Source organism: Shimia haliotis, from assembly GCF_900114415.1.
Classification (GTDB): Bacteria; Pseudomonadota; Alphaproteobacteria; order Rhodobacterales; family Rhodobacteraceae; genus Shimia; species Shimia haliotis.
Genome location: NZ_FOSZ01000002.1, coordinates 21,620 through 42,523, shown reverse-complemented (window position 1 = coordinate 42,523; position 20,904 = coordinate 21,620). Strand labels below are relative to the sequence as shown.

The 20,904-nt window shown below is 56.0% G+C and carries 20 protein-coding genes; 11 read left to right on the top strand and 9 right to left on the bottom strand.

The annotated features are described in order from the left end of the window. The first annotated feature begins 8 nt into the window (after positions 1-8). Entirely contained in the window at positions 9-1,016 is a 1,008-nt protein-coding gene (locus BM069_RS05480; protein WP_093321492.1) for an NAD-dependent epimerase/dehydratase family protein, read from the top strand. A 247-nt stretch (positions 1,017-1,263) separates the two neighbouring features. On the opposite strand, the gene BM069_RS05475 is transcribed toward BM069_RS05480, so the two are convergent. The 8 genes from BM069_RS05475 to pcaQ all read right to left on the bottom strand — a co-directional run bounded on the left by BM069_RS05475 (position 1,264) and on the right by pcaQ (position 8,778). Continuing rightward, positions 1,264-1,449: a hypothetical protein gene (locus tag BM069_RS05475; RefSeq protein ID WP_093321489.1), complete on the bottom strand. Its 186-nt coding sequence runs from the start codon at positions 1,447-1,449 to the stop codon at positions 1,264-1,266. Positions 1,450-1,555: 106 nt separating this feature from the next. Further along, positions 1,556-2,200, bottom strand: a complete 645-nt coding sequence (locus BM069_RS05470; RefSeq protein WP_093321487.1) for a phosphatase PAP2 family protein — start codon at positions 2,198-2,200, stop codon at positions 1,556-1,558. A 71-nt stretch (positions 2,201-2,271) separates the two neighbouring features. Further along, positions 2,272-3,609, bottom strand: coding sequence for a sensor histidine kinase (locus BM069_RS05465; RefSeq protein WP_093321484.1), 1,338 nt, complete (start codon positions 3,607-3,609; stop codon positions 2,272-2,274). Further along, entirely contained in the window at positions 3,590-4,267 is a 678-nt protein-coding gene (locus tag BM069_RS05460) for a response regulator transcription factor (protein ID WP_093321481.1), read from the bottom strand. The genes BM069_RS05465 and BM069_RS05460 overlap by 20 nt, the downstream gene beginning before the upstream one ends. Continuing rightward, positions 4,248-5,579: a ferredoxin reductase family protein gene (locus BM069_RS05455; protein ID WP_093321479.1), complete on the bottom strand. Its 1,332-nt coding sequence runs from the start codon at positions 5,577-5,579 to the stop codon at positions 4,248-4,250. The genes BM069_RS05460 and BM069_RS05455 overlap by 20 nt, the downstream gene beginning before the upstream one ends. Positions 5,580-5,679: 100 nt before the next feature. Continuing rightward, positions 5,680-7,002: an LssY C-terminal domain-containing protein gene (locus BM069_RS05450; RefSeq protein WP_093321476.1), complete on the bottom strand. Its 1,323-nt coding sequence runs from the start codon at positions 7,000-7,002 to the stop codon at positions 5,680-5,682. A gap of 11 nt (positions 7,003-7,013) precedes the next feature. Beyond that, positions 7,014-7,748 (bottom strand): glycosyltransferase, encoded by a 735-nt coding sequence (locus BM069_RS05445; protein ID WP_212611513.1) that lies wholly within the window; start codon positions 7,746-7,748, stop codon positions 7,014-7,016. Positions 7,749-7,839: 91 nt separating this feature from the next. Next, positions 7,840-8,778, bottom strand: a complete 939-nt coding sequence (pcaQ, locus tag BM069_RS05440; RefSeq protein ID WP_093321474.1) for a pca operon transcription factor PcaQ — start codon at positions 8,776-8,778, stop codon at positions 7,840-7,842. A gap of 93 nt (positions 8,779-8,871) precedes the next feature. Here pcaQ and pobA point away from each other — a divergent pair, with 93 nt between their 5' ends. The 7 genes from pobA (at position 8,872) to BM069_RS05405 (ending at position 15,633) form a co-directional block, all read left to right on the top strand. Further along, complete coding sequence (gene pobA, locus BM069_RS05435; RefSeq protein WP_093321471.1) at positions 8,872-10,041, top strand: 4-hydroxybenzoate 3-monooxygenase; 1,170 nt, start codon at positions 8,872-8,874, stop codon at positions 10,039-10,041. A 36-nt stretch (positions 10,042-10,077) separates the two neighbouring features. Continuing rightward, positions 10,078-10,449: a 4-carboxymuconolactone decarboxylase gene (pcaC, locus tag BM069_RS05430; protein ID WP_093321468.1), complete on the top strand. Its 372-nt coding sequence runs from the start codon at positions 10,078-10,080 to the stop codon at positions 10,447-10,449. 37 nt (positions 10,450-10,486) lie between these two features. Next, positions 10,487-11,215: a protocatechuate 3,4-dioxygenase subunit beta gene (gene pcaH, locus BM069_RS05425; protein WP_093321465.1), complete on the top strand. Its 729-nt coding sequence runs from the start codon at positions 10,487-10,489 to the stop codon at positions 11,213-11,215. Between the two features lie 2 nt (positions 11,216-11,217). Continuing rightward, positions 11,218-11,838: a protocatechuate 3,4-dioxygenase subunit alpha gene (gene pcaG, locus BM069_RS05420; protein WP_093321462.1), complete on the top strand. Its 621-nt coding sequence runs from the start codon at positions 11,218-11,220 to the stop codon at positions 11,836-11,838. A gap of 51 nt (positions 11,839-11,889) precedes the next feature. Next, on the top strand, positions 11,890-12,723 hold the full coding sequence (locus BM069_RS05415; protein ID WP_093321459.1) for a 3-oxoadipate:acetyl-CoA acetyltransferase: 834 nt from the start codon (positions 11,890-11,892) through the stop codon (positions 12,721-12,723). Next, complete coding sequence (locus BM069_RS05410; RefSeq protein ID WP_093321456.1) at positions 12,720-13,778, top strand: 3-carboxy-cis,cis-muconate cycloisomerase; 1,059 nt, start codon at positions 12,720-12,722, stop codon at positions 13,776-13,778. The genes BM069_RS05415 and BM069_RS05410 overlap by 4 nt, the downstream gene beginning before the upstream one ends. A 151-nt stretch (positions 13,779-13,929) precedes the next feature. Next, positions 13,930-15,633 (top strand): thiamine pyrophosphate-binding protein, encoded by a 1,704-nt coding sequence (locus tag BM069_RS05405; RefSeq protein WP_093322750.1) that lies wholly within the window; start codon positions 13,930-13,932, stop codon positions 15,631-15,633. A gap of 57 nt (positions 15,634-15,690) precedes the next feature. Here BM069_RS05405 and BM069_RS05400 read toward each other — a convergent pair whose 3' ends face one another. Next, positions 15,691-17,688: a TonB-dependent receptor domain-containing protein gene (locus BM069_RS05400; protein ID WP_093321453.1), complete on the bottom strand. Its 1,998-nt coding sequence runs from the start codon at positions 17,686-17,688 to the stop codon at positions 15,691-15,693. 215 nt (positions 17,689-17,903) lie between these two features. On the opposite strand from BM069_RS05400, the gene BM069_RS05395 reads away from it, so the two are divergent. Genes BM069_RS05395 through BM069_RS05385 form a run of 3 tightly spaced genes read left to right on the top strand, consistent with a single transcriptional unit; the run spans position 17,904 to position 20,901 of the window. Further along, positions 17,904-18,956, top strand: coding sequence for a hemin-degrading factor (locus tag BM069_RS05395; RefSeq protein ID WP_093321450.1), 1,053 nt, complete (start codon positions 17,904-17,906; stop codon positions 18,954-18,956). After that, entirely contained in the window at positions 18,953-19,822 is an 870-nt protein-coding gene (locus BM069_RS05390) for a heme/hemin ABC transporter substrate-binding protein (RefSeq protein ID WP_170846684.1), read from the top strand. The genes BM069_RS05395 and BM069_RS05390 overlap by 4 nt, the downstream gene beginning before the upstream one ends. Before the next feature lie 5 nt (positions 19,823-19,827). Further along, the gene (locus BM069_RS05385) at positions 19,828-20,901 is read left to right on the top strand and encodes a FecCD family ABC transporter permease (RefSeq protein WP_093321447.1); all 1,074 of its coding nucleotides are present in this window, start codon (positions 19,828-19,830) and stop codon (positions 20,899-20,901) included. The last annotated feature ends 3 nt before the right edge of the window (positions 20,902-20,904 follow it).

The following is a 20,904-nucleotide window of genomic DNA, read 5'->3' as shown; positions in this document are numbered from 1 at the left end:
GCAGCACGATGACGGGGCGAGTTTTCATCACCGGCGCTGCCGGTTTCATCGGGTTCCACCTTGCAAAACGAATGCTGAGTGACGGCTGGAAGGTGATGGGTTTTGATGGCATGACGCCGTATTACAGTCCCAAACTGAAAGAGGCTCGCTTATCTTTTCTGCAGGCTCAGCCAGGATTTTCTTTTGAGCAAGGAATGCTCGAGGAGGAGGGACGCCTGACTGAGCTGGTCCGGACATTTGATCCTGATGTGATTGTCCATTTAGCGGCTCAGGCAGGTGTTAGATATTCGATCGATGCACCAAGGTCCTATGTTGCATCAAACTTGATAGGCTCGCACGAGGTCTTGGAAGCGGCACGGGCCTGCAAGCCCAAGCACCTGATGATGGCGTCTACTAGTTCTGCCTATGGCGCCAACACCGAGATGCCCTATGCCGAGAAGCATCGGGCCGTTCATCCCATGAGTTTTTATGCGGCGACCAAAATTGCCAATGAAGCGATGGCGCATTCCTACGCGCATTTGTTTGGTATTCCGACGACCATGTTCCGATTTTTCACTGTTTATGGAACCTGGGGACGTCCTGATATGGCGTTGTTCAAGTTTACAAAAGCGATCCTCGATGGTGAGCCAATCGATGTCTATAACCATGGCAACATGCAGCGTGACTTTACCTACGTCGAAGACTTGGTCGAGGGAATAGTGCGTCTAGCTGGAACTGTCCCCGGAACAGATCCAATTGGCCTGATGGACACCCTTTCGCCAGTCGCACCATTTCGGGTCGTTAATATTGGAAACGGGATGCCCATTGCGCTGAATGAATTCATCGCGGCCATCGAAGCCGCGACTGGGCGTGAGGCGCAGCGCAACTTGATGCCGATGCAGCCTGGGGATGTGCCTTCAACCTGGGCAGATGCGAGCCTGGTAGAAGCTTTGGTTGGGAAATTGCCTCGTACGGACATTCGGGAGGGCGTGCAGCATTTTGTGGATTGGTATCGTGGTTGGAACGCCGCCGAATGAGATTTGCCTTGCTCAAGTTGGTCCGCAGACGGTGTTCGCTGTCAGTCGCGTTTAAGCCAGTTAACTCGCGAACTCACATAAACGACAATTATTACAATGACTTAAGGGGTAGAGAGGGTCTGATCCGAGTCGCGTCCCCTCCGCCACCCACAAATGGGTGTTGATTTCCTTTTTTAAATCAGGCGCTTATTCTGGTTTAACGCTCAACATCACCACACGTTTTTTGTCCTCTCTGGCCGCGAAGTGCTTAGGCTTCTTGTCGATGCTGTTTGCGAGCAAAAAATGACATGGCGGTTGTGAAGCCGGCGCCGAGCAGCGTCGCAATGGCAAGCGCGCCGACAAGGGCAAAACCGACGGTGGCAAAAAAACCAAACGCAGCGGCGGCAATGGCGGCGCCGATCGCGACGAGGATTGTGGATTTGACTTTTTCCATGAGAGGTCTCCTTTGATTTGCTGTTGTAGATGACCTAATCAGAGGCCCATACAGATGCCTGACGGGAAATTTACAGAGTTGTAAGCGCCCTCACATCGCCGCCTGGTCAGGTGCCGCGGTTTGCAGGTTGTGTTTCCGAGAATTGAAAACGGCGTAGCGCGTTGGAGAGCCAAACTCCGATCCGCCTGCGCAAGCCGGGTGCGTGACGCACAATGATGGATGTCGCCAATATACCAGTGGCGGCGCCGGCGATTGTGGCTGAAATCGTGTGCGCATCCATCATGTAGCGGGCGTACATGGTAAGAAACAAAACCGGTATGACAATCAATCCGAACCACATGGAATACCGCCGCATTGTGAACCATGCGCCTGCGGCGGCGGCGGAAGAATGTCCTGACGGCATGTTGTGGTTTCTGTTGGGCGAAATCGGGCGTTGCCCTAGGCGTGTATTCCCGACCATCACATCATTGAACAGGTGTTTCTGCCCGAGTGTCGCGCCTCTGGTTGTGGCGGCGACAAGGAAAATTTGTCCGAGCCCGTTCCAATCCCGTAATACGATTGCCATCGCAAGTGGCAGAGCAATGTTGATGTGGCGAGCAAAGTTTTCGGTGCCTTGCACGACCGGCATGGCATGACCGTTTCGGGAAATGGAATAATCCTCGGACAGATTACTGGGGTAAAAAGTGGCCAGTGCAAGCACAAGCACAACAAAAAGAGGCGCAAGGGCTCCGCGGAGTATAGACCGGTTCATAGTTAGCTGCCTTCTTCCATTTGGATATGGATGAAGTGCACGTCATTTCTGAACTCTTTTTCTGCTGTGGCTTACAAATCTGTAAGTCTTGGAAACCGCAACGCGACGGAAAGGCCTTGGCCGTTGGGGCCATCTGACAGGGACAGCTGCGCGTTGTGGAGCTGGCTGATGGAACGTACCAGTGACAGGCCGAGACCAAAGCCTTCACCTTGGCGGGCATTTTCCAACTGGTAAAGCGGTTCAAGCACTTTGTCGTGCTCCGCAAACGGGATTCCGGGCCCCTGATCCGTCACCTGCAACAATCGCCCGTGTACCTTTAGACTGATTGTCTGATCAGCAGACCCGTATCTCAGCGCGTTCTGAAGCAAATTGGCAACCAGCTGTACCAACAACTCAAAGTCCCCGGAAACTTGCGCAGGTGCATCAATGGAAACCTGCAGTTTTTGACCGGCGTCTTCGATGACCGGTCCAAAGGTGTCTTCGGTGGCCTTTGCCACCTCGCCAAGGTCAAACTTTCTGAAGCGAGACTTGCGTGCGCCACTATCGATCCGGGCAATTCGCAGGAGCGCGTCAAATGTGCCGACGATGCGGTCTATCTGAGCAAGTGCGGCTTCCAGATCCTCGAGTTTTACCGGATCCTTCTTGGTCTCAAGCGCAATGTAGCGAGATTCAATCAAGGCCCGCAGACGCGCCAACGGTGTCCGGAGATCATGGGCGATATTTGAGGACTGGACACGGATCTGGTCAATGCTTTGCTCAAGCCTTGCAGTTGTTGCGTCAATCCGCAGCGCCAATAGGCTCAGGTCATCGTTACCTTTGGGTAAGTCAATGCGGGTGCTGAGTTCGCCGTGCGCGACCTTGGCGAGCCCGTCGCCGATGGCGTCCAGACGTACCTGGTTACGGCGTGCGATGAGCAAACTGGTGATGAGAGCAGCGATCAGCGAAATGATGAGCGCGCCTTGCAAACCGTTTTGCATGACTTCAAACACTTCATCTTGCCGCTCAACATCTTCCAGAACGATGACCTGCCCATCATCGACTGACTGCACCAGATACCTGACGTCGGACACGCGATAGGAATTGGTATCGTACCGGAAAAAACCATCCTCCAATGTCACACTCGAAAGTGCGAAAGGCAGAGATCCCCGGACGACCCGATCGCCTGAAATCACCGCGATGGATTGGCCGAAGCCGGCGACGGGCAGGGGATCATCGTTGGCCAAAGCTGTCACGACAGCTTGCATCTGGGTGGACAGGCGCGCGTCGACCAAGCGATTGATCTCACTCCTGACGGACCAGTATGTCGCGGACCAGATGATCAACGACGTGACGGCGAAAACGGCAATCAGGCTTAGGGCCTGACGAAGTGCTGATTGCCGTAATATGCGCTTAAACAGGTTCGAAGACATAGCCGGTGCCCCGAATGTTGCGGATGACCGAATCTTTGAAAGGTTTTTCAATTTTTGCGCGCAGGCGGCTGATGTGAGTTTCCACCACGCTGGTCGTTGGATCGAAATTCATGTTCCAGACCCGTTCGAGCAACATCGTACGTGTTTGAACCCGCCCCTTGGAGCGTATGAACACCTCGAGCAACAGAAACTCTTTCGGATTCAGGTCCACAACTTGTCCCTGACGCGTGCAAATCCGTTTGTGCAGATCAATGGAAATGTCGCCTGCGGTCAGTATCGCGCTGTCCATATCCTGACCACTTCTGCGGCGCGTGATGGCTTCGATCCTTGCGTTGAGTTCGCTGAAGGCAAAGGGTTTTACCAAATAGTCGTCGCCGCCGGCCTGAAGTCCTTCGACACGGTTGTCGACGTCGCCAAGGGCGGTCAGAAAAATAGCGGGAACGACGATTTTGGCTTGCCGCAGGGCTTTGAGAACCGAAAGACCGTCAAGCCCCGGAACCATCCGGTCCAGGATCAAAACATCATACGGCTGGGTTGTGGCCGCGACGAGCGCATCTTTGCCGTCACCGAACAGATCGACAACGTGGCCTGCTTCGCTCAGGCCTTGTTCGATCCATGGCCCAAGCGTTGTGTCATCTTCAAGAACCAGCAGGCGCATTGGCATTCCTTCCAACTTTGAAAGCCACGTTTTGCCCCCACTTAACAAGGCGCTCGCCGATTGTCATCAGATCGCTCAAGCCATAGGCGCCGCGAAAGTCAAAACGCTCGCTGTGAATTCGGCCGGTCATACCGGTAATCTCCCATGCCTCTGTAACAAGAGTCTTGAGACCTTCAGGCCCGCACAGATAGGCGTGTGCGGATTTGGGAATGCCCGTAAGAATGGAGGACAAGCGTTCTGTTGTCAGAGTGTCGCCTGAATCCGCAGACAGCACGATTAGGTCCAGCTGAGGCAGTCGGTTGGCATGGGTTTCTATATCCTTAAGGGCTCCGGCGCTGTCTTCAGACCGGATGCAGTAGATAAGCGTAACCGGAGCTTTGTCGTCTGGCGTCATCGTTTCGAGGGCGGCCAGAAACGGGGTAATCCCCACGCCGCCGGCAACCCAGAGTTGCTGTCGGCGTTTTGCAGTGGTTTGTGGCAGAAACCGGCCCTCTCCGCGCCCGACCCGCAACTGCGTGCCAGGTTGAGCAGAAGAGACGAGAGTTTTGGTCCAGTCTCCGGCGGCACGGATCACAAAGCGACGGGTGTGAGCATCGCCTCCAGCGATGGTGAACGGATGTGCTTCGGCACCGGCCTCGTTTTTTGCAAGAGTGGCGAATTGACCGGCGTGAAAAGCGGGAAGTGCACTGGATGAGCGCAGTGTCACATCGATCCCTCCGCTAAATGAGTTGATCTTTTCGACTGTCATCAGACGTGTAGGAGAGCGTTTTCGCATAAGCGTTTGAACCCAGGCAATGCCGCCCAAGCCGCTCATTACCGCGAGGACTACCCAAGGCACGGCGCCAAGCGCCAGTGGGCTTGCAACAAAGAACGTGTGATATACCGCGAGCAAAAAGACTGGCCCCATGAGCATGTGGCTCATTTTCCAGATGTGATAGGGCAGGGCCCGCGCCAAAGCGGCCGCCGTCATGCCAATCAAACCGAAGGCAGCAATGGTGCCGACGTCTTCTCCGCTTTCGGCGAGCGAAGGCAAGACGCCTGAGCCAACCGAGGAAGCCAGCGCCCAATGGCCGAGGGTGCCGAACAAGGCAAAAAAGCCGAGATAACGGTGAAGGCCGTATGATTTGTCCGGACCTCCGGTCAGCCGATCTATAAGGCGCCAACGTGCGGCGAGGATCAAGGAGAGGGACATTGATGAAATCGCCAACGCACCCAAACCGGCAGGAAGAATATTTGCCAGTGGAACAAATGGGGCGACCAGTGCGATGTGCGACAGGACAAAAGCGGCGGCGAGAAGGGCGCGTGACTTCACGATGGTCTCCTATAGGCGATGTGCGATGTTCGTGAAATCTGACAAGTGCAAATTACACCTGCCTGAGGAGACACTTACAGTTTTGTAAGCGCGCCTCGACCTATGTCAGTGGAGTGATTTTCAGGCATGACAGAGTATCAGGAGGAATGTCTGCGTCCCGATCTACAATCACCAGTACACGTCCATCGGTTTGATAGTCTGCCTCGACACCATCGGGAACTTCTTGGGCAAGCGATGCAAATCCCAGCACGTCGAAGCGGTTGTTTTCGATGACCTGAGACCTCAGCATATCCCGCGAATGATCGACGCGAGGGTCAATGTCATGCAGCAGAACCGGTAGGTGACGATAGTATTTGATCGCAAGTTCATCATCGCGGCTGATGGCGCCGACTGAAAAGTCGGGGCCAACATCCCACCAGCGTATGTGTTCCCGTTTTTTTATGGTGCCTGACATCTGAAATGCGCTGTTGGCCGGCCGACCGTCAAAGAGCAATTCTGATACCGGAGGGGTTTGCCGGGCCAGTTGGCGAAGAAAATCTACGAAGCTGATCGCGTTTTGCGAAAACGTGAGATTTTGGTGCCACCCCAGGGCAGACATCAAATCGGACCCTCTGCGACCGGACAAGAGGACGACGTTCACAGGCTGGGGAAGGTGCCAGTCGGTGTGTCCCGGGTGGGCCAGCAGGGGGCGGTTTGCGAGGTCGCAGACCGACCTAGTGGACAGTGCCGGACTGGCCGCGACCGGATGGGGATTGAGGGCAAAGAAATAAAGAAGGTTGCTGGCGCCAAACACCACTGCGGCAACTATGACCACCTTGAGGGCGCGCATGGCACAGCTGGCCTCGCTACGGCGCCACACGAAAATTGCGGACAGAAGCAGGGTCAGGCCGAGCGCGATCGTCCAGATATGATCAGACAACAATGAGGTGATGTAAGGCAGGCTTTGGTATCCCAACGCGCCCAGCAGGACGAATTGGCCGACTCCCAGTATTACACCAATGGCGGAGGCTGCGGCAAATATGGGTGTGGCCATGCCCATCGTACCGGCGAGAAAGGGTGTCACCCAAGCCGTCGGACCGAGAAGCCGAGACACGATGACAAAGGCGCCACCTTTACGGTGGAGTGCAGATTGCGCACCACGCCACGCGCGCCGACGCTTGAGGCGTTTCAGGTAGCGCAGAGAAAATCTACGCCCGAACCGGCGGCCGAGAGTGAAACTGGTTAAGTCTCCCGCCCAAGAGAGACAAAACACCATGGCCACTGGCCATGCTTGCCCAGTCGATGTCCAGAGAGCGCCCGACGCAAGAAATGCGGCTTCGCCAAACACAAAGAACCCGACGCCGATGAGTGTGTCGCAAAATGCCACAAGCCCCAGGAGAAAATAGCCAGGGACGCTGTTTGCCATTGTCAGAAGGTCAGTCACAGCGCTCGCCCTTAGCTGTAGTGGCCAAAGGCATATGGAATTTCTTTTTTGTGAAGTTCTCCGATAAAAAACCGGTGCAGGTTGGCGCGCAGGTATAGGAAGCCGGTTGCGACAAATCCGTCCTGTCGCAGGCGCCGTGGGTCAAACTGGAACTTGTTTTTGGGCACCAGAGTCCTGAACATTCCGCACCGGTGCGCCTTGAGAGCATAGTTGCAGTCCTCGCACAGGCTGAGGGACTCGTCAAAACCGCCAATCGTGCGGTGCACCTCGGGCGTGGAAAACAGGCAGGCTCCGATGGCAGTGGGGAAAAACAATGAAGTTGCCCTAATGCCGAGATTGAAAGCGCCAAAACCAATGCGATAAAGAACGTTCAGGCCTTCGGCGGACATACAGACCACGCCAACATCAGCGTGGGCTTGCGCAAGCTCCGTCAAAGATTCCTCCAGGAAATTGGCGGGTAAACGGGTGTCCGCATCCAGAAAAAGAAGCCTTTTGCCCTTTGCATGGGATGCGCCGACGTTGCGCCCAAGGCTGACGCCACGCTGGGACATCTCAACAATTTTGTAGCGATCAAAGCCAGATGCGGCTTGCCTTGACCGGGATACGGTTTCGTCGTCGCTGTTGCTGTCGACATGGATAACTTCGAAGTCGCCAAAGGTTTGCGCTGCGAGGTCCGACAAAAGGCGCGGCAACCGATCCTGTTCGTTCAGGGTGATGATGATAATAGAAAGTTTCGGCACCGTCATTGCGCGCTCCTGATCATATTACGAAGGCAGACCCTTCTTTTTTGTCAGTGCGACTAGATGACTTCAGTTTGGGATTGGGATTGCCGTAGCCTTACAGTTTTGTAAGTCCGTTGGTGGCGTCGTCGACTTGTTTTGCCGCGGTGTTGACCGCGACACGCAAAACATGTTCCGCAGAAGACATCTGGCGGTCCGGACGTGTCATCAGGCCAACAGGGCCTTTGGTCAGAGACGTGTCAAATGGCAAGGGCACCAATGATCCCTCGGCTATGTCGTTGGCAACCACACCGCTGGAGATGATCCAGATAGCGTCACGGGTGCGGGTGAATGTGCGCCCGAAAGCGCCCGAAACGCTGTCGATCCGGTGGGGCAATTCGCCAATACCGTGCGCGATGAGAACGCGCTCCACCAAGGGGCCTATTGCCGAGCTGGACGGTGGAAAAACCACCGGCCAATCACAGATCAACCGCATGTCAGTCGCCCCTTCCAGCGGATGGCCTTTGCGCACAACAAAGGTCGCGTATTCGTCATAAAGCGTGGTGAAGGCGATCCCCGTCATCATCTCCGGCTGGCCCAATCTTCCGAGAACAAGGTCCAGGCTGCCTTGGCGCAAAAGGTCGAGAAGATGTCCGTGGGGACCTTCGACGATGTGCAGCGTAACGTCGGGGGCGAGGGCTGAAAAGGCGTCCACCACCTGCGGCATCAATCGGGCTGCGACGCTGGGAAGGGCACCGACCGAAAGCGTGGTTTTACCGTCCTTGCCAATTCGGTCGATGCCGTCAAACCCCTGTTGCAGCGCCGCGAGGCTCATGTCGGCGAAATGCAGGAAAACCTCTCCTTGGGGTGTCAAAGCGATACCGCTGCGGTTGCGGATGAGCAGTGTGGCACCGGAGATGTCTTCCAGTTCGCGGAGTGTTTTGGAGACTGCAGGCTGGGTCAAAAGCAGGTGGCGGGCTGCGGCCTTGAGGCTTTTGCGCCGAACGATTTCAACGAAACATTGAATGTGTCGGAACTTGATGCGGCGATCGATCATTGGATTGTTATCATTTCAGGTAACTATATTATCAGTTATCTCATTTTACATTTCTGTTTTGGTATTTCAAACTCGCTGAGGGGAGGAAATGCCATGCGCACGCAGGTTTGCATCATCGGAGGGGGGCCGTCTGGGCTGTTGTTGGCACAGCTGTTGCATCGGAAGGGTATCGAGGCTGTGGTGCTGGAGCGCAAGACGCGTGACTATGTTCTGGGGCGCATTCGCGCGGGTATTCTCGAAGTCGGTTTGGTAGGTTTGATGCGCGAGGCCGGTGTCGGAGCGCGGATGGAGGCCGAAGGGTTTCGCCATGACGGCACGGTGATTGCCTATGGTGATGAAGAGTTTGGCATCTCCTTTAAGCAACACACTGGCTCGGACGTGATGGTGTATGGCCAAACAGAGCTAACGCGGGATCTATATGAGGCGCGAGAGGTCGATGGCGGGCGCACTGTTTTTAATGTTGAAGGTGTCTGTATTCACGAAGCCAGGACAGATGCGCCCTATGTGACCTATGTGGCGGATGGCACTGAGCATCGACTTGACTGTGATTTCATTGCCGGCTGCGACGGATTCCACGGGGTCAGTCGTCAATCAATCCCTCTGTCGGTGCGGAGAGAGTACGAAAAAGTCTATCCGTTCGGCTGGCTCGGGGTGCTGTCGGAAACCCCACCGGTTCATGACGAACTGATCTATAGCGGATCAGAGCGCGGGTTCGCTTTGTGTTCAATGCGCAATGCCAACCTTAGCCGCTACTACATCCAGTGTTCTCTAAGTGATTCCCCCGAGGATTGGACGGACGCGGCATTTTGGGAAGAACTTAAGCGGCGCATTCCCGAGCGGCATGCGGAGGCCCTGATCACCGGACCGTCGATAGAAAAATCAATCGCTCCGCTGCGCAGTTTTGTCACGGAGCCGATGCAATGGGGCCGCTTGTTTCTTTGTGGTGATGCGGCGCATATCGTGCCGCCCACGGGCGCCAAAGGGCTGAATACGGCGGCGTCGGATGTCCACTATTTGTATCATGGTTTGGCGCGGTTTTATGATGACGGCGACAGAGAAGGCATCAAAACCTATTCACAAAATGCGCTGGCGCGGGTCTGGAAAGCTGAGCGGTTCAGTTGGTCGACGACAAACCTCTTGCATCGTTATCCAGACCAGTCTGCGTTTGATTTGAAAATGCAGCAGGCGGATGTCGCGTTTTTGCGCAGCAATGAGGCGGCTCAGAAAGCCTTTGCGCAGAACTATGTCGGTCTGCCGTATTGAGTGCTCAAGTCGGCGACGCAGGGAAGGAAAGCAGAAATGTCAGACAAGTTTGAATTGGGCATGAAAGTGCGGCGCAAGGTTCTTGGCGACGCTCATGTCGACCGCGCAGAGGCCACAAAAACTGAGTTCGATCAACCATTTCAAGCGCTAATTACAGAATCTGCGTGGGGCTCGGTTTGGGCCAATGACCGCATTAGCCTGCGGGAGCGGTCGATGCTGACACTGGCCTTGTTGGCTGCGACCGGAAATTTCGAGGAAATCCCCATGCACATCCGTGCCTGTGCCAATACCGGAGCAAGCCAGCAGGATGTGATGGAAGTATTCCAGCATGTGGCGGTTTATTGCGGCGTGCCGCGGGCCAATCATGCGATCAAGCTTGCAAAACAGACCTTTGAAGAGATGAAATGACTTGGCGACACGTGCCAGTCAATGAAGGAGCGGCTGAATGAGAAAACCTGGTGAATTCTATCAGCGAGACCGCGACTGGCATCCGCCCGCTTTGACGCCGACCTATAAAACCTCCGTGGCGCGATCGCCGCAATATGCGTTGATCAGCCTTGAGCAAACCGCCAGCGAGATCACAGGGCCGGTATTCGGGCACAACGACATTGATCCGCTCGATTGTGATTTGTTGCGCAACTATGCCAAAACCGGCGAAAGCCCGATTGGCGAGCGGATCATTCTGCACGGCCGCGTGCTGGACGAAAACGCCCGACCGGTTCCAAACACCTTGGTTGAAATCTGGCAGGCAAATGCCGGAGGACGTTACCGGCACAAGAAAGACACCTATCTGGCGCCGGTTGATCCGAATTTCGGTGGGTGCGGACGCACTATGACCGATGAAAACGGCTACTATTTTTTCCGCACGGTGAAACCCGGGGCATATCCGTGGCGCAATGGGGTGAATGATTGGCGGCCGGCGCATATTCACCTGTCTGTTTTTGGCACGGCGTTTTCTCAAAGGTTGATCACGCAGTGCTACTTTGAAGGGGATCCGCTAATTGCGCGGTGCCCCATCGTGAAAACAATTCCCGATCCGGTAGCGCGGGCACAATTGGTGGCGGCGCTGGATATGAACGCGACCATTCCGTTGGACACGATTGCCTACAAATTTGACATTGTACTGCGCGGGCGGCGCTCGACATTGTTTGAAAACCGGTTAGAGGGGAACTGAGAATGGTGCAGCCTTTGAAGTATCTCAAAGAGACCCCGTCGCAAACGGCGGGCCCCTATGTTCATATTGGTCTTGCGCCTGGCGCTGCGGGCTTTGGCATTTATGAGCAGGAATTGGGATGGGATATTGCCGGCCCGAATGCCAAAGGCGAGCGCATCCGTGTCGAAGGTGTGGTCGTTGACGGTACTGGCAGCCCAATCAAGGATGTGATGCTTGAGACATGGCAGGCCAATTCAGCGGGAGTTTATGCGCATCCCGAACAAGCCGTTGAGGTCGAAGAAGGCTTTCGCGGATGGGGACGTGTGATCACAGACTTTGAGACCGGAGAGTGGGCGTTTGACACAATAAAACCCGGTCAGGTCGAGGGGCGGAACGGACAAATGATGGCGCCGCACATCAATCTCTGGATTGTGGCCCGTGGCATCAACGTTGGCCTGAACACGCGGATCTATTTTGAAGACGAGGAAGAAGCCAATGGCATTGATCCTGTCATCAACCTGATCGAGTGGGAACGTCGCCGCGAAACCTTGATTGCAAAGCGTGATGCACGAGACGGGCAGATTGTGTATCGTTTTGACATCAAATTGCAGGGCGACAACGAGACTGTTTTCTTTGATATCTGAGTGGGGCACGGCGCGCCCAAACCGGAGCGCGATTTTATCGGAGACATCTTAATGACAAAACCTTGCATCCTCTGCTGTGCGATCACCGGTTCTGTGCCGACCAAGGCGGCCAATCCTGCGGTGCCGATCAGCGTAAGCGAACAGATCGAAAGCAGCCATGCCGCCGTGGAGGCAGGAGCATCGATCATTCACGCTCATGTGCGTAACGAGGACGAAACGCCATCAAGCAATCCTGAAAAGTTTGCGCGCCTGAAGGAAGGGTTGGAAACACATTGCCCTGGCGTGATCATCCAGTTTTCGACCGGTGGCCGCTCTGGCGCGGGCAAAGAGCGGGGGGGCATGTTGTCCCTTGCGCCTGATATGGCATCGCTGTCGGTGGGATCAAACAACTTTCCGACGCGGGTTTATGAGAACCCACCGGAATTGATCGCGTGGCTGGCGTCTGAGATGCGGCAGTATCGGATCACCCCCGAGGTGGAGGCCTTCGATCTTTCTCACATTCTTCAGGCGATCCGGATGCACAGGGACGGCCTTCTGTTTGGAAAGCTTTACGTGCAGTTTGTGATGGGGGTCAAAAACGCCATGCCTGTAGATCGGGAGGTGTTTGATTTCTATGTCAAAATCATGCGGGAGCGTGCCCCGGAGGCAGAATGGTGTGCGGCTGGAATTGGCGCGGCGCAGATCGACGTCAACGAGTGGGCGATCGCGGCCGGCGGGCATACGCGGGCCGGTCTGGAGGACAATGTCCGGCTTGACCGCGACACACTGGCACCATCAAACGCGGCACTGATTGCCCGCGCGGCCGTGCTTTGTGAAAAATATGAGCGCCCTGTGGCAACTCCGGCACAGGCGCGTGAAATCCTTGGGTTGGATTTGGTGCAATGACTCCGATGACCCGCTCCGATCACCTGTTTGGTCCGCTGTTTATGCAGAAAAGTCAGGAAGCGTTGTGGAGCAGTGAGGCGTTTTTGGCGCATTTCAAGGCCTATGAGATCGCCTTGGCCAACGCGGCGGCGCGGGTTGGGCTGGTCACACAGGAGCAGGCGGCGAGGGCGGTTGAAGACATTGCTGACTTTGTGCCCGATCTCGTGGGAATAGAGGAGGGGGTGAAGCGCGACGGCCTGCCGGTTCCGGCATTTGTGGGCCAACTCAAGGCTCATGCGCGCGAGGCCTCGCGGCCTGCGATTCACGTCGGCGGGACCAGTCAGGACCTGATTGACACCGCGGTATCGCTGATCTTGGGCCAAGCGAATGTGATGTTCGTGTCGCAGCTTTCTGAGGTCACTGCAGCGCTTCAAACGCTCGAAGGGGATTGGGGCGATCAGCCCTTGATGGGGCGCACCCGCATGCAGGCGGCGTTGCCGATCCTTGTCCGGGACCGGATGGAAACCTGGCGGCTGCCACTGGTCGAAGGTCAGGGGTGTCTAGACGAGTTGCGAAAACGGGTCGAAATCCTGCAATTTGGCGGGGCAGTAGGAGATCGTGCCGCTGTCGCACCGTTTGGCGAGGCAATGGCTGCGGCGATGGCCGAGGAATTGGGGCTGCACAACCCCGATCGTTCGTGGCATTCGATGCGCGCGCCGCTCGCGGACTATGCGCACTGGCTGTCGCTGGTCACGGCGAGTCTTGCTAAAATGGGACAGGATCTGGCCTTGATGGCACAGCAAGGCATTGAAGAGGTGCAGTTTTCCGGCGGTGGGAGCAGTTCCGCCATGCCTCACAAACAAAATCCGGTTTTGGCTGAAACCCTTGTGGCGCTGGCACGCTACAATGCTGCGCAGTTGCCCTTGATGCACGGTGCTTTGGTGCATGAACAGGAACGCTCAGGTGCCGCGTGGACGGTGGAATGGATGACTTTGCCGGCCATGGTGAGCACTTGTACTACCGCGTTGCACCATGCACGCGTCCTGCTTTCACAGGTCGAGCGTTTGGGGCGCTGATCCATGCCGGTGCGTGCAGATGTCACTTCGTGTGCCGGCCTAGACAAATTGTCTGGCGACACGGGCACCTTTGTACGTTTTTTCTATTGCTGAGCATCATTTGCGCTGGTCAGATGGCGCGAATGCCATGTCGCCAAAGGGAGCCCGCAACATGTCCAACCCGACCATGCAATCGCCCAAGCCACCCCGCCATGGTGGGCGCATTTTGGCAGATCAATTGGCCATTCTCGGTGTGGAAAAGATATTCTGCGTCCCCGGAGAAAGTTATCTCGGGTTGTTGGATGGTTTGTATGACCATCGCGATACAATTGATGTGATCACCTGCCGTCATGAAGGCGGTGCAGCCAATATGGCGGATGCTTATGGCAAGCTTGTTGGCAAGCCCGCCGTTTGTGCGGTGACACGTGGCCCAGGCGCGACCAACGCGTCAAATGGGGTGCACACGGCCTTTCAGGACAGCACGCCAATGATAGTTCTGATCGGGCAGGTGGCGACGTCGATGATGGACCGCGAAGCGTTTCAGGAGATTGATTATCGTCGAATGTTTGGCGAAATGGCGAAATGGGTGGCCCAAATTGACGATGTGGCCCGCATTCCCGAGTATATATCACGCGCTTGGCATGTGGCTATGTCTGGGCGGCCAGGCCCTGTGGTGCTGGCCTTGCCAGAGGACATGTTGTCCAGCGTTGCCGAAGTGGTCGATGCGCGGCCTGCCAATCCGGGTTTTGGGGCGCCTGCGTCGGAAGCGATGACACAGCTGAGCGAAATGCTGAGTAAGGCCAAAAAGCCAATGCTTGTGGTTGGTGGGCCAGGCTGGAGCGCGGAAGCCGCAAAGATGACCGCAGAAGTGGCGGAAAAATTTGATCTTCCGGTCGCCACCACCTTCCGGTGCCAGGATTATGTTGACAATGGCCATCCCAACTATGCGGGTGTGATCGGCATTGCAGCCCTGCCTTCGTTGCTGGAGGCCGTGCGCGGAGAGGTTGATCTATTGATCACCATCGGCAGCCGTTGGGGAGAGATGACAACGCAGGGATATGAGCTGATTGAAAGCCCTGTGCCACAAATGAAATTTGTACACGTTCATCCCGGCCCGGAGCAGCTCGGGCATGTCTATGCGCCGGATCTTTCGGTGGTCTCGTCTGCCGAGAACTTCCTCCGCGCACTGCTGGCGATGCATGCACCGGAAATAGATCGCAGCGCTTGGACCCAAGGTTTTCATGCTCGCTACGAGGCATACCGGACGCCAACTGAGGTGCCCGGAGATCTCAACATGGGACATGTGATCCGTTATGTGTCCGACAGCTTGCCGGCTGATACGGTCTTTACCAATGGTGCAGGTAATTATGCGGTTTGGTTGCACCGGTTCCATGCGCATCGCGCCTATCGCACGCAACTTGCGCCGACGAGCGGCTCTATGGGGTATTCGGTTCCGGCCGCTGTGGCTGCGAAGATCGCGCATCCCGATCGAACCGTTGTCAGTGTCGCCGGTGACGGCTGTTTTTTGATGACGGCACAAGAGATGGCGACAGCAAAAAAATACGGCGCCGCAGTGATTTACCTTGTGGTCAACAATGGCATGTACGGGACCATCCGGATGCATCAGGAACGCAACCATCCGGGGCGGGTGATTTCCACCGATCTGGAGAATCCGGATTTTGTGACCTATGCGAAATCGTTCGGGATCGCGGGAGAAGTGGTGCGTCGTACCGAAGACTTCGCGGACGCGCTTGTGCGGGCGCAGGCGTCTGACGTCGGCTATCTCATTGAATTGCAGGTCGATCCTGAAGCGCTGACCCCGATGGCGTCTTTGTCCGACATACGGGCTCAAGGCGAGGCTGCTCAGGCCGGATGAAAAAAACGGCAGGGTGCAAAAGCACCCTGCCGTTGGCATTTTGTGCAGGTGAACGGCTTAGAAGGTTTTTGCCAGCGATAGCTTGAACGTGCGACCCGCAGCAGCCCGCTCAGCCAAGTGAGGCTGGTAAGCAACGTCAAAAAGGTTCTCGATTCCAAAGCGGATTTCGGTGCCTTCAAAAGCCCCCGCCTGCGGGCGGTAGGTCGCACGCACGTTGTTGATTAGATGGGAGGCCGACGGCGTTGTTGTCCGGTCCATCTTCGCTGTCGCAATGACCTCCCACGACAGATCAATTTCGTTGCCAAAACGTTTGCCCAGCGTCAGGCGCAGCTGGTCTGCAGGTATGTTTTCCCAGAAACCTGAACCGCCGGCAGCCGTCGAGAAATACTTCGCACGTTGAATGTTTGCGTTTACGTCAGTGTAGAAGCCGTTGTCCATCGAGTAGAGAGCCTCAAGTTCAAAGCCGTGCAAATCAACAGTGTCGATGGGTGTGCTGAACGTGCCGGGAACAACATAAGAAGTTACGTCCCAAAGGTGCGTTTTGTATGCCGTCAACTTGAAGCCAACCGTGTCGAGGTCTGTGAAGACACCGGTGTTGGCATAGCTCACACCCACCTCGTAGTTTGTGGCTTTCTCGGGTTGCGTTGCGTAGGTCGGGTTTCCAAGATCGTCGATGGGCGGCATACCAACAGTGTAACCTGCGCTACCAAAAAGACCCCAACCGCTGTCAAACTGATAGAACGCGGAAATCCCGCCCATCAAAGCAGAGTTGTTATAGGAGCCCGGGAAGGCGTCCGTGATGTCGCCGGTCAGTTTCTGATCTTCAAAACGGAGGCCGGGCGTCAAGGTCAAGCCGTTACCGAAGTCGATTTCGTCTACAATGAACAATGCCAACCTTTGGTCATTGCCACCGGGTGCAGATGTGCCTTGATTAAGGCGACTTCGATTGCTGAACTCGACGCCGGTCCGCAGGTCATGAGACGTTGAACCTGCCGAAAAAGCCGCGGTGTTTTTGAATAGCAGCTTTGTGGTTTCGTATTGCGTATCTCTATAGAGACTGGACCCGGAACCGCTGACGCTGCTTTGTTCGATGAACTGATCCGCGTAGCTCAGGACAACTTCCACGTCGACCAGATCATTGTCCGACGGATTGAAGCGATACTTGGCTACGGCTTGCTGTGTATCAAATTTCCGGTCCACGTTTCCGAAGGCCGGATTGCCGCCTATGGCGTCATATGGAACGTCGAACTCTTCCAGGGTGCTGTCGCTATAGCTTAGGGTCACGCTGTGCGCGCGATCTTCGCCGAAATGGGCGGTACCTTTGAGCAGGAGAGACGGCATTGTGAAGTCTGTGTTCGGGACAACATTGCCGTCGCCGTCCTTGTATTCCTTTGAAGTGTTGTAGACGTAATTTGCCAGAAACTCCGTGTTGTCGGTTGGTTGCCAAGCAAATATTGACGAACTAATCAGGCCCGAACCGTTTGTGGAACCCTGTAGGGTCTGGCGGAAACGGAACCCAACTTCACCGCCGGTGAAGTCAGATGCATCTTTGGTTTCGAGCTGGACGACGCCACCGACTGCCCCGGAGCCGTACTCAAAAGACCCACCCATACCGCGCAAGACGCGAACGCTCTTGTAGAGTGCGGGGTCTGTGAACAATTGCGTGCCGATCCGATACAACTCTTCACCGCCAACGCTGGCGCCGTCGATTTGAATCAGCACTTTCTGATCGGTGCCAAAGGTGCCGTTTGCACCAAAGCCACGGATATTAATGCCAGACCCGGTGGGGGTGTTGCCGTTTACGAGCGTCACGCCAGGCACGGAGTCAACGAGCTCGGCAATTGTTGTTGCTTGCCGGTCGTCGATTTCTTCCTGTCCGATCTTGGTTTCGGAGGTGGCAGTGTCAGTTTTGATGTCGCGCTTTGACTTTTTGAGCAAGATTTCATCAAGCAGGATCGCGTCGCCTTCGATGATGTCCTGAGCGGATGCAGGCAAGGCTGCAACAAAGGCAACGCTACAAAGCAGTGCGGATCTTAGTGTGTAACTGGCGCGCATAATTTCCCCTTCCAGTTGAGAACTGCTGGCTAAGGAGCTGGCGATATTGTGAGTGTTTGCCCCACGAATTTTCGTGGTGACTTGCGCGGCATTAAGAAATCTGATTAATTCTGTCAACAATGTGATTCACACCCAATCACAGGCGCCAGCCAATGCGACATTTTTATCGCATGCCAGACTGCCTCTTCCGAAAACAGGATACTCAGGAGCGCACAATGGCCACGGCTACTGCCATCTCTTCGCATGAAATTCGCGCAGCCCGTGTCGAGCACGACGCACTGCGCGAGCGCGATCTCGCAGACAAACTCAACATCTCAGAAGGGCAGCTTGTGGCTGCTCACATCGGGCACGGGGTGACGCGTGTGACCAATGATCTGGACACTCTTTTTGCAGCTTTCGGTCAACTCGGCGAGGTAATGGCGCTGACCCGAAACGAGAGCTGTGTGATTGAAAAGGTTGGGAAATACGAAAATTACCGTGGTGGAGACCACGCGTCTTTGGTGGTGAACGAGGACATCGATCTTCGCATGTTCCCGCGCCTTTGGGTGCATGCCTTTGCAGTGGAAAAAGTGACGCCCAAAGGTGTGCGCCGTTCCGTTCAGATTTTTGACGCGGCGGGTGACGCGGTTCACAAGGTTCACCTGCGTGAGACATCAAATCTTGCGCGGTGGAAAACCATTGTGGCCGATTTGGCGGTGGAAGATCAGTGCGACCAGCTTGTTGTGTCTGTGCGTGCGCCTGTTGAAGATGTCAAGGGCGATCCAGAGAACGCCGACAAGCTGCGACTGGAGTGGGGCAAGCTCACGGACACGCATCAGTTCATGCAACTGACCCGCAAGTTAAAGATGAACCGACTTGGTGCGTATCGCATTGCCGGCGCCCCCTATGCGCGCAAAATTAGTCCGGAGGCGGTTGAGGCGTTGTTGCACCGCGCCTCAGACACGGAAACGCCTATCATGATTTTTGTCGGCAATCGTGGCTGTATTGAAATTCACGCAGGCCCGGTCAAACGCATCGTCGAGATGGGGCCTTGGATCAACGTTCTGGATGCGGGGCATGATCTTCACCTTCGCAAAGATCATATTGCCGAAGTCTATGCCGTGACAAAAAACACCCGCCGAGGGGCTGCTATTTCGATAGAGGCCTTTGGCGCAGATGGCGCATTGATTGTGCAGTTCTTCGGTGTCCTTCGGGATGAGGACGCAGCAGGGCAATGGAATGTGCTTGTTGACCAGCTTGAGGCGGATTTTCAGGCAGGTGCCGCATGACCCCGATTAGCAAACTTATTGGCGTTCAATCCGCAATGATCGGCGCGCTGGCCCTGTTGTTGGGAACAGCAGTCAAGGCAGAGGAAGCGCCGAGCCGGATTGTCTCGGTAGGCGGTGCCGTGACAGAGATTGTCTATGCTCTCGGTGAGGAAAATCGCCTTGTGGCTCGCGACACCACGTCGAATTACCCTGCCGAAGCTCTGGCGTTGCCGGACGTTGGCTACATCCGGCGGTTGTCGCCCGAAGGTGTCCTGTCGGTGAACCCTGACTTTATTCTCGCCGAAGAAGGCTCAGGCCCGCCCGAGGCAATGGATTTATTGCGGGAGGCCTCGATCGGGATCACCGAAGTTCCTGGCGGCTTTACCCGAGAGGCCATCGGCGCGCGGATCGAAACGGTGGCTGAAGTTCTGGATGTGCCGGACAAAGGAGCGGCGCTTGCGGCCAAAGTGGACGCGGAGATCGCAGCGGCATTGTTCTCTGTGACCGGAGATCACCAACCTAAGGTGATTTTTGTACTGTCGGCCGCAGGCGGTCGCGTGATGGTTGGTGGGGCCAATACATCTGCTGACGCCATCATCTCGTTGGCGGGCGGCGAAAATGTCGCCACTGCGTTTGACGGGTTTAAGCCCATGACCGAAGAGGCGATTGTGACCAGTGAGGCGGATGTGATTTTGATGATGTCACGAACCGGCGACCACAGCTTGACCGACGCGGACATTCTGGCCCATCCGGCGTTGGGCCAAACGCCGGCGGCGCAAGCGGGTGCGGTCGTGCGGATGGATGGCATGCTGTTGCTCGGCTTTTCGGTCCGGACTGGTGAAGCCATTGCCACTTTGGCCAAATCGCTGGCCGACGTGTCGGGCTGACCATCATGACGATGACAATGGAAATGCATGCGGCGTCTCAAGCTGTTGACAGGAGCGCCCGCGCGAATGCGTTGACGCTTTGGTTGATAGGGCTATTGGCGGTGGCCTGTATCACGTCGCTTGCGGTCGGGGCGTCGGGCGCTTCACTGTGGAACGCTCTGTGGGAAAGTTTGCAGGGTAATACGCTCTCCGTGCGTGATCGCGTGGTGCTTTGGGACATACGGCTTCCGCGTACGATTATGGCGGCACTGGTTGGGGCTGCGCTTGCGTTTTCCGGTGCGGCAATGCAGGGCCTGTTTCGCAATCCTCTGGCGGATCCGGGTTTGATCGGGGTCAGTGCAGGTGCTGGCTTTGGAGCCATTGCGGCAATTGTCTTGGGCGGCTTCCTTCCCGCGTCCCTTGCGGCTTTGGTTGGCCCGCATCTTGTGCCATTTGCAGCTTTTGCCGGCAGCTGGATCAGCACGATCATTCTATATCGCGTTTCGACCCGCAAAGGGCGTACGTCGATTGCGACGATGTTGCTGGCCGGTATTGCGCTGGGCGCATTAACTGGGGCAGTTTCCGGGCTGCTGGTGTACATCGCGGATGATGCGCAACTTCGCAGTTTGACATTCTGGGGCATGGGATCTGTGGCCGGCGCGACCTGGAGCAAGCTCTCCGTCGCGGGTCCGCTTATTGTCTTGTCGTTCTGTGCAATGCCATTGATCGCAAAAGGTCTGAATGGACTGGCTCTTGGCGAGGCGGCCGCGAGCCATATGGGCGTAGATGTGCAGAGGGTCAAAAACACCGCGATACTGGCCGTTGCTTTGGCGGTCGGGGCCGCGGTGGCGGTGAGTGGCGGCATCGGGTTTGTCGGCATCGTGGTGCCGCATCTGCTGCGCCTCGCCGTGGGTCCGGACCACCGATATCTCTTGCGCAATTCGGCATTGTTGGGCGCGTCTCTTTTGATTTTTGCCGATGTCATCAGCCGCATCGTGATCGCGCCGGCAGAGTTGCCAATCGGGATCATCACAGCGGTCATCGGCGGACCGTTCTTCCTATGGATTTTGCTGCGGCAACGCGGCCTTCTGGACTTGTAAGCC

Coding starts and splice junctions, on each gene's coding strand:
- BM069_RS05465 (WP_093321484.1), bottom strand. CDS start 3,609: ATGTCTTCGAACCTGTTTAAGCGCATATTACGGCAATCAGCACTTCGT.
- BM069_RS05385 (WP_093321447.1), top strand. CDS start 19,828: ATGACGATGACAATGGAAATGCATGCGGCGTCTCAAGCTGTTGACAGG.
- pcaQ (WP_093321474.1), bottom strand. CDS start 8,778: ATGATCGATCGCCGCATCAAGTTCCGACACATTCAATGTTTCGTTGAA.
- BM069_RS05480 (WP_093321492.1), top strand. CDS start 9: ATGACGGGGCGAGTTTTCATCACCGGCGCTGCCGGTTTCATCGGGTTC.
- pcaH (WP_093321465.1), top strand. CDS start 10,487: ATGAGAAAACCTGGTGAATTCTATCAGCGAGACCGCGACTGGCATCCG.
- BM069_RS05405 (WP_093322750.1), top strand. CDS start 13,930: ATGTCCAACCCGACCATGCAATCGCCCAAGCCACCCCGCCATGGTGGG.
- pobA (WP_093321471.1), top strand. CDS start 8,872: ATGCGCACGCAGGTTTGCATCATCGGAGGGGGGCCGTCTGGGCTGTTG.
- BM069_RS05400 (WP_093321453.1), bottom strand. CDS start 17,688: ATGCGCGCCAGTTACACACTAAGATCCGCACTGCTTTGTAGCGTTGCC.
- BM069_RS05395 (WP_093321450.1), top strand. CDS start 17,904: ATGGCCACGGCTACTGCCATCTCTTCGCATGAAATTCGCGCAGCCCGT.
- pcaG (WP_093321462.1), top strand. CDS start 11,218: ATGGTGCAGCCTTTGAAGTATCTCAAAGAGACCCCGTCGCAAACGGCG.
- BM069_RS05475 (WP_093321489.1), bottom strand. CDS start 1,449: ATGGAAAAAGTCAAATCCACAATCCTCGTCGCGATCGGCGCCGCCATT.
- BM069_RS05470 (WP_093321487.1), bottom strand. CDS start 2,200: ATGAACCGGTCTATACTCCGCGGAGCCCTTGCGCCTCTTTTTGTTGTG.
- BM069_RS05445 (WP_212611513.1), bottom strand. CDS start 7,748: ATGACGGTGCCGAAACTTTCTATTATCATCATCACCCTGAACGAACAG.
- BM069_RS05460 (WP_093321481.1), bottom strand. CDS start 4,267: ATGCGCCTGCTGGTTCTTGAAGATGACACAACGCTTGGGCCATGGATC.
- pcaC (WP_093321468.1), top strand. CDS start 10,078: ATGTCAGACAAGTTTGAATTGGGCATGAAAGTGCGGCGCAAGGTTCTT.
- BM069_RS05410 (WP_093321456.1), top strand. CDS start 12,720: ATGACTCCGATGACCCGCTCCGATCACCTGTTTGGTCCGCTGTTTATG.
- BM069_RS05415 (WP_093321459.1), top strand. CDS start 11,890: ATGACAAAACCTTGCATCCTCTGCTGTGCGATCACCGGTTCTGTGCCG.
- BM069_RS05390 (WP_170846684.1), top strand. CDS start 18,953: ATGACCCCGATTAGCAAACTTATTGGCGTTCAATCCGCAATGATCGGC.